Origin of the sequence: Pseudomonas sp. SID14000 (genome assembly GCF_002165135.1) — a bacterium.
Lineage (GTDB): Bacteria > Pseudomonadota > Gammaproteobacteria > Pseudomonadales > Pseudomonadaceae > Aquipseudomonas.
This window is the reverse complement of record NZ_NFZQ01000001.1, coordinates 302,605-316,677: the sequence shown is the minus strand read 5'-3', so window position 1 is coordinate 316,677 and position 14,073 is coordinate 302,605. Positions and strand designations below refer to the sequence as shown.

At 63.0% G+C, this 14,073-nt stretch carries 9 protein-coding genes; 4 read left to right on the top strand and 5 right to left on the bottom strand.

Features of this window, described 5'->3' with window-relative positions:
* Positions 1-113: 113 nt before the first annotated feature.
* The 3 genes from CAY82_RS01450 to CAY82_RS01440 form a co-directional block, all read right to left on the bottom strand.
* A complete protein-coding gene (locus CAY82_RS01450; protein ID WP_087499631.1) occupies positions 114-1,433 on the bottom strand; it encodes a TldD/PmbA family protein in 1,320 nt (439 codons plus the stop codon).
* Entirely contained in the window at positions 1,433-2,875 is a 1,443-nt protein-coding gene (locus tag CAY82_RS01445) for a TldD/PmbA family protein (protein WP_087499630.1), read from the bottom strand. The genes CAY82_RS01450 and CAY82_RS01445 overlap by 1 nt, the downstream gene beginning before the upstream one ends.
* Before the next feature lie 137 nt (positions 2,876-3,012).
* The gene (locus CAY82_RS01440; RefSeq protein ID WP_087499629.1) at positions 3,013-3,888 is read right to left on the bottom strand and encodes a LysR family transcriptional regulator; all 876 of its coding nucleotides are present in this window, start codon (positions 3,886-3,888) and stop codon (positions 3,013-3,015) included.
* A gap of 124 nt (positions 3,889-4,012) precedes the next feature.
* Here CAY82_RS01440 and CAY82_RS01435 point away from each other — a divergent pair, with 124 nt between their 5' ends.
* From CAY82_RS01435 to CAY82_RS01425, 3 genes are read left to right on the top strand one after another with little or no spacing between them, the layout of a single operon-like run.
* Entirely contained in the window at positions 4,013-4,993 is a 981-nt protein-coding gene (locus CAY82_RS01435; protein ID WP_087499628.1) for a hypothetical protein, read from the top strand.
* Positions 4,994-5,020: 27 nt separating this feature from the next.
* A complete protein-coding gene (locus tag CAY82_RS01430) occupies positions 5,021-5,980 on the top strand; it encodes a 2OG-Fe(II) oxygenase (protein ID WP_087499627.1) in 960 nt (319 codons plus the stop codon).
* 2 nt (positions 5,981-5,982) lie between these two features.
* The gene (locus CAY82_RS01425) at positions 5,983-6,903 is read left to right on the top strand and encodes a DMT family transporter (protein WP_087499626.1); all 921 of its coding nucleotides are present in this window, start codon (positions 5,983-5,985) and stop codon (positions 6,901-6,903) included.
* Positions 6,904-6,922: 19 nt separating this feature from the next.
* On the opposite strand, the gene CAY82_RS01420 is transcribed toward CAY82_RS01425, so the two are convergent.
* Entirely contained in the window at positions 6,923-8,725 is a 1,803-nt protein-coding gene (locus CAY82_RS01420) for an acyl-CoA dehydrogenase (protein WP_087499625.1), read from the bottom strand.
* A gap of 629 nt (positions 8,726-9,354) precedes the next feature.
* Here CAY82_RS01420 and CAY82_RS01415 point away from each other — a divergent pair.
* The gene (locus CAY82_RS01415) at positions 9,355-9,618 is read left to right on the top strand and encodes a DUF3077 domain-containing protein (protein WP_019473937.1); all 264 of its coding nucleotides are present in this window, start codon (positions 9,355-9,357) and stop codon (positions 9,616-9,618) included.
* A 432-nt stretch (positions 9,619-10,050) separates the two neighbouring features.
* Here CAY82_RS01415 and putA read toward each other — a convergent pair whose 3' ends face one another.
* Positions 10,051-14,004, bottom strand: coding sequence for a trifunctional transcriptional regulator/proline dehydrogenase/L-glutamate gamma-semialdehyde dehydrogenase (putA, locus tag CAY82_RS01410; protein ID WP_087499624.1), 3,954 nt, complete (start codon positions 14,002-14,004; stop codon positions 10,051-10,053).
* Positions 14,005-14,073 lie beyond the last annotated feature (69 nt).

Below are 14,073 nucleotides of genomic sequence, written 5' to 3'. Positions count from 1 at the left end.
TCAGTGCCGACCTCTTCGCGGGTGAACCCGCTCCCACAGGGATATCACCACATTTAAGGGCAGTGGAGATCCTGTGGGAGCGGCTTTAGCCGCGAAAGGGCCGGTAAGTCCAGTCACAATGTCAGGGTCAGGCCTTTGACCAGAGCCCCCGGCAAATGACTCGACCCGGTACTGCGTTGTCCATAGGTACTGGTCGACAGGATCATCTCGCGCTCGCGGGTCAGGTCCTCCAGCTGGCTGCCGAGCAAGCTGTACAGGCTGTCATCGAAGCGCATGGTGCTCACCGGCCCCTGGATCCGCCCGTTCTCCACCCAGAAGGTGGCGAAGCGGGTCAGCCCGGTCATGCGTGCCGCCGGCAGGTCGGAGTAGTTCAGGTACCACAGGTTGCTGATGTACAGCCCGGTACCTAGCCGCTCCAGGATCTGCTCGCAGGGCAGGTTACCCGCTGCCAGGCTGAGCGAGCACGGTGACTCGTAGCTATCGGCGCCATTGGCCAGCAGCTCGAACTCAGCCGCACTGCGCGCACTGATCAGCCGCTGCAGGGCCTCGCCTTGCTGGATCAACGGCACATCCAGGCGCGGCGAGCCTTCATCGGAGAACGCCGGGCTAAGCGAGCCGCTGACCTGCTCGGTGAAACTGACCAGCGGGCTGAGCCGCGCGTCACCGTTGTACAGGCGCTGCAGGGCACTGTTGCCGGTGGCCAGGGCCTGTGCGGAAAAACCGCCCCAGCACAGCATGCCGGCTATTTCATCCATGGCCGCCGGTGCCAGATAGGCGCGGTAGCTGCCAGGTTTTAGCGTGATTGCCGGGCGGCCCAGGAAGCCCAACTGCTCCCGTGCCTGACGCAGGCGTGCGGTGAAGTCGTCGGCGCTCCACACCTGCCCGGCATAGTTGGCCTTCACCGCCTCGCCGTTTTCGTGGAACAGGCTCCAGTCGAAGTTGAAACTGTTGGCCTGGTGCCAGCCGAAGGCGCCGAACGAGCTGGCGAAGCCCCGGCAGATCGGGCCGGCGGCGTAGATGCCGACCAGGTCCAGGTCGCCGGCCTCGCGGGCGAGCAGCGTCAGCACATCGCTCAGTTCGGGCAGCGGCTGCTCCTGCTGGCTGTGGCTGTGCCAGGCACTTTCGTCCAGGCGCAGGTACGGGTCGACGGCCAACAGTGGCAAGGTCTGGCGCAGTTGCGCCTGGGCAGCGATCAGGCGCTGGCTGTCCAGTTGCTTGTCACCGCTCAAGGTCACCTGTTGCTCTGCCTGCCGGCCATCGCGGATCAGCCGCAGCTGTGCGCTGGCCTGGCTCACTTCGCCGGCCTGGCGCACCTTGGCGTGGTTGAAACGCACGAATTGCGACTGTTCGGCGCTGTAGCCGAGGGTGAACTGCTCGCCTGGTTGCAGGGCGGCGCGTACGTCACCGACCAAGGTCTCGAAAGCCTGCTTCATCACGCATCTCCTCCGAATACATCGATCTGGCGGAATACGCAGGCCGGCGAGGCGTGGCCCACCCGTACCACCTGGTTGGGTTCGCCCTTGCCGCAGTTGGGCGTGCCTAACACCTGGAAGGTGCTGCGGTCACCGACCGCTGCGAGGTTGCGCCAGAACTGCGCGGAAATGCCGCGGTAGTTGGGATTCTTGACGATACCCTTGAGTTCGCCGTTTTCGATCAGTTGGCCCCATTCGCAGCCGAACTGGAATTTGTTACGTGCATCGTCGATGGACCAGGAACGGTTGGTGCGCATCAGGATGCCGTGTTCGATGCCCTCGATCAGCTGGTGGAGGGATTGGTCGCCCGGCTCGATGTTGAGGTTGGCCATGCGGTCGATCGGTGCACGGTTCCAGCCGCAGGCGCGGCTGTTTGCCACACCGTCGAGGCCGGAGCGGAACTGCGACAGCGCACCACCCAGCGGCCGCAGCAACAAACCGTCGCGGATCAGGAACTGCTTGCTGGCCGGGCTACCGTCATCATCAAAGCTGTAGCTGGCCAGCTCTTCACCGATGGTCGGGTCGAAGGTCACGTTGAGCAGCGCGGAGCCGTACTGCAGGTGGCCGAAGTCACTGGCTTTGACGAAGCTGGTGCCGGCGTAGTTGCGCTCGTCGCCGAGAATACGATCCATCTCCAGCGGGTGGCCAATGGATTCGTGGATCTGCAGCATCATCTGGTCCGGCATCAACAGCAGGTCGCGCGGGCCGCTGGGGGTGTTCGGTGCCAGCAGCAGTTGCAGCGCCTCGTCGGCCACACGACTGGCTGCGCCGACCAGCCCGCAGCGCTCGACGATCTCGAAGCCGCCCTGCTGGCCGAAGTTATCGCGTCCCAGGCTGCGGTTCTGGCTGTCCTGGCCGTCGCTGGCAGTCACGGTCAGGCCCGGGAACAGGAAACGCTGGGCGTGGCGCAGCTCGGCGCCGGCCGAATTCAGGTAGGTCTGCTCGACCAGGCTCAGGCCCAGGCTGGCCTGCCAGTCCACCAGGCGGCTGTCCTTGGGCACGCTGGCCGATTCGGCCGCGAGCAGGCCGAGGCAATCGGCGAGGGTAGGTACGGGCTGGTCGAAGTTGGGCGAGATGTGGTCATGGCGGGCGCTGGTGACGGGCTGTTCGCGCAGGTCCAGCAGGCTGTACCGGGCGACCTGCCGGGCCAGCGCCTCGGCTTGCTCCAGGGCGCGCTGCAGGCCGGCCTGGGACAGGTCGGCGGTGGCCGCGTAGGCCTCCACGCCATTGACCCGCACGGTGAGCATGGCGCCTTCGTCCTGGCTGAACAGCGGCGGTTCGGCGACATTGCGGCGCACCGACAGCGCCTGGTGCGACTGCTGCACATGGCGCAGGGAAAACAACTCGGCCGTACTGCGCAGCGCAGCGAAGCGCTGGCGCAGCAGGGCGCTGGAATCGAACATTCGGAAGCCTCCGTGTACACGGTGGCTCCCCCTAGAACCACTCGTCTTGCATGGCGAGGCAGGTATCGTCGCGCGCCTCGAGCAATGCCTGCTCATTATGGCAGCCAGGCACTTCCCGGGTCAGGAAATAAGTGCGGTCAGCAAGGGCCTGGTGTTGCAGGGCCATCCTTCTGGATGGCGGCCTTCAACATTTCGTTCAGATGCGATGCAACATGGTGCGAGGTGTCCGTCAGCAGGTAGACGTGATGCTCGGCGAGCTCGGGCAAGCCCATCCCCTCCACGTGCGCCAGCGATGCGTCGCTACTCTCCAGCCCTTCGACGATGCCGACTGCCAGGCCACTTCTCATGCAGGCCAGCACCGCTTGCCAGTTGGCGCTTTCCAGCAGGATGCGGTATGCAATGCCGTGCGCTTTCAATGCCTGCAATGCTGCCTCTCGGTACGGGCAGCCCTTCAACTGCAGGGCCAGTGGCAAAGGGCGGCCAGGATCGTAGTGGAACCCTGGGGCTGCGGCCCAGCGAGGCTTGGTCGAGCGAAGCCATTCCCCTTGCTCCCATGCTTCGCTGCTGACCGCCACTGCCAGGTCCAGGCGCTGTCGCGCGAACAGGTCGATGAGCTCTGCGCTGGAGCGCGCTACGGCCTCCAGTTCCAGCTTTGGATTGCTGGCTACGAAAACCGGCAGGAAATCGCTCATGAGGCTGGCTGCATATCCGTCCGGCACACCAAGGCGGACCTTGCCGGTCATTTGCTGGGGCGACAGCGTGGCCAGCAACCTGTCATGGGCCATCAGGAAACGTGTCGCTTCAACCAGCAGGTGCCGACCTGCCGGGGTCAGCTCGACGGACTGGTTGCTACGAGTAAACAACTGTTGCCCGATCTGTTCCTCCAGCTTCTGTATTTGCGTGGTCACCGCCGACGGGCTGCGATGGACATAGTCGGCTGCATCCTTGAAGCGGCCCAGCCGGGCTACTGCCTGGAAGGTTCTCAGTACCTTGATGTCGAGGCCTTTGCCCATTGAACCACCTGATTTAGTCAGATCGAACCAGCGCTTCGATTTAATCAACTGTACAGGCTTTATACCCCCTCTTACTGTGTGGGCAAGGCATAGTTCCCCCCGAAATTGCAAAGGAATGATACGGATGAGCCTGAACGACTTCGTTGTAGACGCGCTCGTGCGCACCCCCTCGTACCAGAACGCGCGGCTATGGACTGTCGAGAACCGTGAGAAGTACTCGACGCTGGCCCAGCCCGAGCCCCGCTGTGACGCTGGGCATCGTTTCAACCACGAAATATTTCTGCTCATGCGCGCCTTGAATGAGCAAGGTGTGGGTGAGGACGGGCTTTGTGCTGACGCCCGGGGGCAGGGGGCGCTCAAAAGTGTCATCGGTAAGGTTGCCGAACGGTTGGCAGCGCTGAGTGATGGGCGTCGGCTGCACTATGTCGAGCTAGGCCCCGAGCCGATCAAGAGTAGCTGCCTGCTGAAGCGGATAGCTCAGACTTCGAGCTCCATTCGCTACACCGCCATCGATATCAACCAGACTTCGGAACCCGCGATGAGTGATGCCGTGCGCCCCATCGTACAAGCCGATGGCAGCTTCAATTACATCGCCGCCGACTATCACACCGTAACCCATGACGTCTTGCATCACGATGAAGAGCTCACCCTGATCACCTTGCTTGGTTTCCAGGAGGGTAATGAGCTTCCAGTGAGTACGGGGAGACTGATACGTAACCTTGCGGGTGAGAAGACCTACATTCTTTCGGAAATGCAGATATATGAAGAGGGCCTGGAGCGGCCCATCCTCGCCTTCTATGCCAACCCTCACATGCAGCAGTTTTCCCGAATGGTTGCGCTTCAACAAGGCTTCAACCCGTCGGGCGAGCACGAAGCCATCCTCGTACCGTTACGAATCCTCGATGAAACGATCCATGTGGCCGTTACGCTGCAGCCAGTCCAGCACCTGCAGCAACATGGCTATCTACTGACCAACATCTGCCTCAAGTACACGCCTGAACAATTTCGTCGCATCAGAGCCCGGCACTGCAACTGCAGCGTGGTGGACGAGTTCGCCAGTGGGGATGGCACGGTGCGCTATCAGATCGCGAAGTACCTCCAGTAGCGGACGACCAACAGGGGCTCACACATCATGAACCACTCAGACACATTACCTTTGTTCGAGCGCGGCCTCGGCCGTGTGAAGCTGGCGCTCAAGTCAACGTTGAAGCGCACACCGCGAGCTTCGTCGCTCTGTCTGGGCGAGCAGGTGGCCTGGCGGGACGATTTGCTTCGGCAACCAGGGCCTACTGTCACGGGCTCCCGAACACTGGGGCAACTCGGCTATACCCAGAGCCCACACGCGAACATCACGGTCGATGCCATTACCGGTGTCGCTACCGTGCATCAGCTGTTCACGCCAGAGGGGGTCGGGATATTGCAAGAGATCTGCGCTCGCCTGGAGAAGGTGGCGGGTGATAGCGACTGGATCATCTCCAGGCGTACGCGAGGTGTAACAGCACTGTCGTCGTTCATCCACGACATGATGTTCAGTCGCGCATTCCTCCTGGCTGTTTCGCGCATAGCTGGCGTGCCGCTGGTGCCATATCCCATGCTCAACGCACGCTCGCAGATCAACTATTACTACCCCAAGCCTGGCGAGCAACAGCAACACCGGGGCACGTGGCACACGGACGGCACCAATTACGTACTGAACATCGTGCTGTCAGCGCCTTGCGACTACAGCGGGGGCGAATTCCTTTTCCACAATGGCACTGTCGATAACTTCGATGCCCTGGATTACCGTACCTTTGAAACCGCAAGGCTGGATGAGCCTGGCGACGCCCTGTTCATTTACGGCAGTCGCTTGTATCACGGTGTGCGGCCAGTGATCAGCGGGCGCCGCATGTCTTTGGTGTTGTCCTTTCATTGCCCCTACTTCAGCGATGACTCCAACCGCTTCTGGCACCTGGCCTCTGATGATGGCATACCTGCGACCATCCCCAATTGGCTGGGGCTGCGTTGGGCCTTGTGCCGATCGGCTACCCGGCACTTTGCATGCATGGGCATTGAGCCGATCACCTTCGAGGAATTGCATCAGACAGGGGTGTGAACATGCCAAGTAGCACGCCGTACCTGATCTTTCTACAAGTCATCTTCGTTCTTTCCTGGAGTTCCGGCTTCATTGGCGCCCGGCTGGGCACGGAGGACGCTGGTGCCATAAACCTGCTGTTCTGGCGTTTCCTGCTGGTCTGCATCTGTCTGTTGCCTTTTGTCTTGCACCGGCTGCGTGTACTGTCGTGGGCGCAGATACGTTACAACGCCGTGATCGGTTTTCTGGCCCAGTTTGCCTACCTGGTCAGCGTTTACATCGCCATCCGGGGCGGCCTGCCGGCAGGGATTGCTGCCATCATTTGCGCCTTGCAGCCATTGATCACGGCATCGATGAGCAGCAGGGACCACGGTGAACGCAGTGGCCGTCAGGAGTGGCTGGGGCTTGTGCTCGGTTTTGTGGGTGTCAGCATGGTCATTCTGGGGGAGTACAGCCTGTCGACGGCCCGGCTTGACCTATGGCTGTACGCCCTGCCGCTGATCGCTGCAATCACACTGTCCATTGCCACGCTTTACCAGCGACGGCAATCGGTTCTGGAGACAGACCACAGCAAAGATGGCTTGTTGGTGCCGCTGTTCCTGCAGTCGATCGCAACACTGGTGCTGCTCACCGCGACAGGCCTGCCGTTGGGTTTGATAGAGGTGCCTGCCAGCACCCAGGCCTGGGTGGCTGTCGCCTGGCTGACGCTGTTCTCGACATTCATCGCCTATTTGAGCCTGTGGATGTTGCTGACCAAGCTGACGGCGACCCGCGTGTCGGCGCTGGTTTATCTGGAACCGCCAGTGACGTTGTTATGGGCAGCATTGATGTTCGGCGACGCGATCCATTGGACAACCTACCTGGGCATTGTGGTAGTCGCTGCAGGAATTGCTATTGCTCGCAACCCCCGCAGCTCGGCATCGCCTGCCAAGTGTGCTCAGTGATTCAATTTACAGGTGCTGCCTAGAACCACCCGTCCTGCATGGCGAGGCAGGTATCGTCGCGCGCCTCGAGCAATGCCAGTTCATGGTGGCAGCCAGGTACTTCCCAGGTCAGGAAATAACGTGCGGCCTGCAGCTTGCCAAGGTAGAAGTCGCGGTCGGCCTGGGGGCCCTTGAGCAGGCCCAGCTCGGCATGAATCGCCTGCTCCAGCCAGCGCCAGCCGATCACGCAGTGGCCGAAGGTCTTGAGGTACAGGGCGGAGTTGGCCAGGGTACCGGCGACCTTGCCTTGGGCCAGGTCGCCAAGCAGGGCCAGGGTCACACCTTGCAGGCGGTTGACCAGTTGCTCCAGCGGCTGGCGCAGTGGGTCGAGGTTCGGGTGGTGGCTGGCGCGCTCGCCGGTGGCGGCGATCAGGCGGATCAGCTGTTTGAGGCCGGCACCATTGTTCTGCGCCAGTTTGCGGCCGAGCAGGTCGAGCGACTGGATGCCCTCGGTACCCTCGTGGATCGGGTTCAGGCGGTTGTCGCGGTAGTACTGCTCCACCGGGTATTCGCGGGTGTAGCCGTGGCCGCCGAGGATCTGGATCGCCAGTTCGTTGGCCTTGAGGCAGAAGGCCGAGGGCCAGGACTTGACGATCGGGGTCAGCAGGTCGAGCAGCTCCTGCGCCTGCTTGCGGGCGCTGTCGTCGCTGGCAGTCTGGGTGTCGTCGAACAGGCGCGCGGCATACAGGCCCAGGTCGAAGGCGCCTTCCACGTAGGCTTTCTGTGCCAGCAGCATGCGTTTCACATCGGTGTGTTCGATGATCGGCACTGCCGGGCTGTGCGGGTCCTTGTTGTCTGGCAACCGGCCCTGCGGGCGCTGGCGGGCGTATTCCAGCGAATACAGGTAGCCGGCGTAGCCGAGCATCACCGCGCCCATGCCGACACCGATGCGTGCTTCGTTCATCATCTGGAACATGCAGGCCAGGCCCTGGTGCGGCTGACCGATCAGGTAGCCGACGCACTGGCCGTTGTCGCCGAAGTTCAGCGCGGTGGAGGTGGTGCCGCGCCAGCCCATCTTGTGGAACAGCCCGGCCAGCAGCACATCGTTGCGCGGGCCACGGCTGCCATCCGGGTTGACCAGGTACTTCGGCACGATGAACAGCGAAATGCCCTTCACCCCGGGTGGTGCGTCCGGCAGTTTGGCCAGGACCATGTGCACGATGTTTTCCGACAGCTCGTGGTCGCCGCCGGAGATGAATATCTTGTTGCCCTTGAGCCGGTAGCTGCCGTCACCGGCAGGTTCCGCGCGGGTGCGGATATCGGCCAGCGACGAGCCGGCGTGGGGTTCGGTCAGGGCCATGGTGCCGAAGTAGCGGCCTTCGATCATCGGCTGGAGGAACAGGCGCTTGTGTTCGTCGCTGCCGAAGCTCTCGATCAGATTGGCCGCGCCCATGGTCAGGAACGGGTAGGCCGTGGTGCCGGCGTTGGCGGCCTGGAAGTGGGCGAAGCAGGCTTGCGAGACCAGGCTCGGCAGCTGCATGCCGCCGGCATCGAAGTCGCGGTTGGCGTTAAGGAAGCCGGCTTCGAGAAAGGCGTCGACGGCGGGTTTCACTTCGGGGATCAATTCGGCACGGCCATCAACGTAGCGTGGCTCGTTTTCGTCGGCCTTGCGGTTGTGCGGGGCGAAGAACTTCTCGGCAATGGTACGGGCAGTTGATAGCGCCGCATCGAAGGTTTCGCGGTTGTGCTCGGCGAAGCGCGGGCGCTGGGTCAGGGCCTCGGCGTCGAGGACTTCGTAGAGTTCGAAGGCGAGGTTGCGGGGGCTGAGCAGGGTCTCGGGCATGGTCGCGGTCCTGAGGCGGGATGCTGCGAGTGTAGGTGGGCAGGGTTCGGTGGGGGAGGTTAATAGGTTTGGGTGATATGGGTTTAGAAAAGGCGCTGCAACTGTCTTCGCGAACACCTGTCAGCCCCACCGCATTCCGGTCAGCATCCCGGCAGGTTTTTAGGTTTTTGCCTATTCCATGTAGTCCGTTTCCCAAACATACTCCCAACCCCCTCCTGGCCATTGCGGTGCTCTGGATCGGGCCATAGTCTCGGGTGGTCACTGCTAAATCAGTGACCGGCTTTGACAGGCCGACCAGAAAATTCTCATGGCTTTCGCTTTTATGGCGGCTGTGTATGGGGCACCTCGTGTGCGCCGGGTTTTTTGGATTTTTCTACCGGTCTGTCAACCCATGCACAGCTGCCACCCTCCTGTTTGACAGCAGATGGTGGTGGCCCTTACCGAGAAAAATACCAATGCTGAATATTGTCCCCGATCCACCCCTGAACACCCATTCACTCGAGATGCCCTCATCCAGGCCACGGACTACGCACTGAGGCTTATTGATGTGTCGCCTGAGCCGGCTCTTTCGCGGGTGTGCCCGCGAAAGAGCCGGTCCAGGCAGTCGAGAATTATCAGGGGATTGAACAATGACAACAGAAGACACCCAATTCACCGTCGGCAAGACTACCTTCTACCAGGGCGAGAATGGCACACACCCGCTTTTCCGCATCGAGCCCGGCATCCCGTGCAGGGACGCCCGCGAGCAGTCTTCGGAGTTGATGGGGTATGTCCGTGAATTGACCATTACCGGGCTGATGGATGAGAAGCCGATGATGATCTGGGCTGCCCATTATCTGAGTGCGATGGCCAAGGCACTGATGGATGATGCTGAGTTGGGGATGAAGCAGTGAGGGATTGGCTTCAGGTCGAGTGAAGGCCGCGAGGTGTTCGCCACAACATTTTCTGCGCTTGGGAGATCGAGCGCCGCCCGCGCGGCGCTTCGCGGGACAAGCCCGCTCCCACATTTGTTGCAACGTGCCAAACCTGTCAGGCCATGGTTGCCTGCTTTGTTGGCCTGACGATGTCTCCCCGTTAGCGCGGCTGCCGCCCCACATGTCTTTAGTCATGCGCCAAGGCTGACGACCATGGCCTCACAGGCATGGCCACGTTGCAACAAATGTGGGAGCGGGCTTGTCCCGCGAAGCGCCGCGCGGGCGGCGCTCGATCTCATAGGCGCAGAAAATGTTGTGGCAAAAACCTGGCAACCCACCCCCCAATCTCAAGCCAGGCACCCATAAAAAAGGAGAGCCGAAGCTCTCCCTTTTCTTCAACAACCTTCAGCCTCAGCCAATGGTCATCAGGCTGGCATTACCACCCGCCGCAGCAGTGTTCACACTCACCGCCCGCTCGATCACCAGACGCTCCAGCGCAATCTGATGATCCCCGCTGGACAGCCCGTGCACGCCCACGATCGCACCGGCACGCTTGGCCACCTGCTGGCACACGCCGCGCAGCTGGTCCGAGTCGCCATGATGGATCACGGCGTCGAACGCCACTTCATCCTTGTTCCAGTCCGCCACCAGCTTGACCTTGGCCTGCAGCTCACGCGGCAGGCGGGCACGCAGGGCCTTGCCCGGCTCGCCGTCAGCCCATACCGCCGAGCTGCCAACCGCCAGCACTGCGGCGAACTGCGCCAGCAGGTCGGCCTCGTTGTCGGCCAGGCACAGCACGTGCTCACGCGGCAGGATGGTGTAGCTGTTGCGCTCGCCGGTCGGGCCGGGCAGCAGGCGGGCGATGCCGCTCTGCGACTGGCTGGCAAACTGGTTGCACAGCGCGGCCAGGTCGGCCAGCTGGTTGCTTTCGGCCCAGGCCTTCAGGCCGTGCAGCGGCTTGATCAGCTGCTCGTGCAGGGCACGGTCAGGCTTGCCTTCGCCGTCCTGCTGCTGGAAGTGGCGGCCAATCGCGTCGGCCGGGCGGGTCGACAGCAGGCGGTACAGGTACAGCGGGCCGCCGGCTTTCGGGCCGGTGCCGGACAGGCCTTCACCACCGAACGGCTGCACGCCTACCACCGCACCAACGATGTTGCGGTTGACGTACATGTTGCCGGCGTTGGCGGTTTCCACCACCTTGGCGATGGTCTCGTCGATGCGGGTGTGCACGCCGAGGGTCAGGCCGTAGCCGGAATTGTTGATCTGCTCGATCAGCTGGTCCAGGTTGCGACGGTTGTAGCGCACCACGTGCAGTACCGGGCCGAAGATTTCGCGTTTCAGTTCGTCGAAGCTTTCCAGCTCGATCAGGGTCGGCATGACGAAGGTGCCGCGCTTGATCTCGGCAGCATCGGCAATGGCCACCTGGTAGACCGAACGGCCTTTCTCGCGCATGCCCTGGATGTGCTTCTCGATGCCGGCCTTGGCTTCGGCGTCGATCACTGGGCCAATGTCCACGGCCAGGCGGTCCGGGCTGCCCAGGCGGCTTTCGGCCATGGCGCCCTTGAGCATTTCGATCACGCGGTCGGCGGAGTCTTCCTGCAGGCACAGCACGCGCAGGGCCGAGCAACGCTGGCCGGCACTGTCGAAGGCCGAGGACACCACGTCGATCACTACCTGCTCGGTCAATGCCGAGGAGTCGACGATCATCGCGTTCTGGCCGCCGGTTTCGGCGATCAGCGGGATCGGGCGGCCCTGGTTGTCCAGGCGGCCGGCGACGTTGCGCTGCAGCAGGCGGGCCACTTCGGTGGAACCGGTGAACATCACGCCTTTGACGCGCTCGTCACCGACCAGGCCGGCACCGACGGTTTCACCGCGGCCTGGCAGCAGCTGCAGCACGCCTTCCGGAATACCGGCTTCCAGCAGCAGGCGCACGGCCTGGGCGGCGATCAGCGGGGTTTGCTCGGCCGGTTTGGCCAGTACCGGGTTACCGGCGGCAAGCGCTGCGGCCACCTGGCCGGTGAAGATCGCCAGCGGGAAGTTCCATGGGCTGATACACACCACCGGGCCCAGTGGGCGGTGGGCGTCGTTGCTGAAATCGTTGCGTGCCTGCACTGCGTAGTAGCGCAGGAAGTCCACGGCTTCACGCACTTCGGCGATGGCGTTGGCGAAGGTCTTGCCGGCTTCGCGAATCAGCAGGCCCATCAGCGGCTGGATTTCGGCCTCCATCAGGTCGGCGGTGCGTTCCAGAATGGCAGCACGCTCGGCTGGCGGCGTGGCCTGCCAGATCGGTGCGGCATTCAGGGCACACTGGATGGCGTTGTCGACGTCGGCGACAGTGGCTTCCTGAACATGGCCGACCACGTCGCGGTGGTCCGCCGGGTTCAGCACCGGCGCAGCAGCGCCTTCGCTGGCGGCGCAAGCCAGCAGCGGGGCGGCTTTCCAGTCGTTGTGGGCGGTGGCCAGCATGGCGCAGGACAGCGACGCCAGGCGGTGTTCGTTGGCCATGTCGATGCCGGCCGAGTTGGCCCGCTCGCTGCCATACAGTTCACGCGGCAGCGGGATGCGTGGGTGCGGCAGGCCGATGCTACCTTCCTGGGTACCCATGCGCTCGATGCTGGCGACCGGGTCGGCGACCAGTTCCTGGATGGAGATCGAGTGGTCGGCGATGCGATTGACGAACGAGGTGTTGGCGCCGTTTTCCAGCAGGCGACGCACCAGGTAGGCCAGCAGCGTTTCGTGAGTGCCGACCGGTGCATAGACGCGGCACGGGCGGTTCAGCTTGCCTTCGGAAATCTTGCCGACCACCTGTTCGTACAGCGGCTCGCCCATGCCGTGCAGGCACTGGAACTCGTACTGGCCCGGGTAATAGTTCTGCCCGGCAATGTGGTAGATGGCCGACAGGGTGTGGGCGTTGTGGGTGGCGAACTGCGGGTAGATGGCTTCCGGCACGGCCAGCAGCTTGCGGGCGCAGGCGACGTAGGAGACGTCGGTGTACACCTTGCGGGTGTACACCGGGTAGCCTTCCAGGCCTTCGACCTGGGCGCGCTTGATCTCGCTGTCCCAGTAGGCGCCTTTCACCAGGCGGATCATCAGGCGGTGGCGGCTGCGCTTGGCCAGGTCGATGACATAGTCGATCACGTACGGGCAGCGCTTCTGGTAGGCCTGGATGACGAAGCCGATACCGTTCCAGCCAGCCAGCGAAGGCTCGAAGCACAGGCGCTCGAGCAGGTCGAGCGACAGCTCCAGACGGTCGGCCTCTTCGGCGTCGATGTTCAGGCCGATGTCGTACTGCTTGGCTAGCAGGGTCAGCGACAGCAGGCGCGGGTACAGCTCTTCCATCACGCGCTCGTACTGGGCGCGGCTGTAGCGCGGGTGCAGCGCCGACAGCTTGATCGAGATGCCCGGGCCTTCATAGATGCCGCGGCCATGGGAGGCCTTGCCGATCGAATGGATGGCCTGCTCGTAGGACGCCAGGTACTTCTGCGCGTCGTGCTCGGTCAGTGCGGCTTCGCCGAGCATGTCGTAGGAGTAGCGGAAGCCTTTGGACTCGAAGCGGCTGGCGTTGGCCAGGGCTTCGGCGATGGTTTCGCCGGTGACGAACTGCTCGCCCATCAGGCGCATGGCCATGTCGACGCCCTTGCGGATCATCGGCTCGCCGCTCTTGCCGATGATGCGGGTGAGCGAGGCGGTGAGGCCGGACTCGTTGTGGGTGGACACCAGCTTGCCGGTCAGCAGCAGGCCCCAGGTTGCGGCGTTGACGAACAGCGACGGGCTGTTGCCCAGGTGCGGCTGCCAGTTGCCGGTGCTGATCTTGTCGCGAATCAGCGCGTCACGGGTGCCCTTGTCGGGGATGCGAAGCAGGGCTTCGGCCAGGCACATGAGCGCCACGCCTTCCTGGGATGACAGCGAGAATTCCTGCAGCAGGCCCTGGACGATACCGGCACGACCGCCAGCGCTCTTCTGGTTACGCAGTTTTTCGGCGATGCCGGCGGCCATCTTGTTGGTCGCTTCGGCCAGTGGGGCGCTCAGGCGCGCCTGCTCCAGCAGCATCGGTACCACTTCCTGCTCGGGGCGGCGGTAGGCGGCGGTGATCGCCGAGCGCAGTACCGACTGTGGCAGGATGCTCTCGGCAAACTCGAGGAAGCACTGATGGCTGTGGTCGGGCTGGACGTCACCGGCGTCGTCGGCCAGGCTGCTGGCATGGCCGTTGAGTTCGGTCAGGGTGGCACCACCCTCGAGCTTCTCCAGGTAGTTGAAGATCGCTTGCTTGATCAACCAGTGCGGCGTGCGGTCAATCGACTGCGCAGCTGCCTTGAGTCGCTCACGGGTCGGGTCATCGAGTTTGACCCCAAGGGTGGTCGTCGCCATTTCTTATCCTCGTTATTGCCACGGTTGTGGCCTAAGCTGGCGCCAAGAGTAGCTGTAGGACAATTCGGG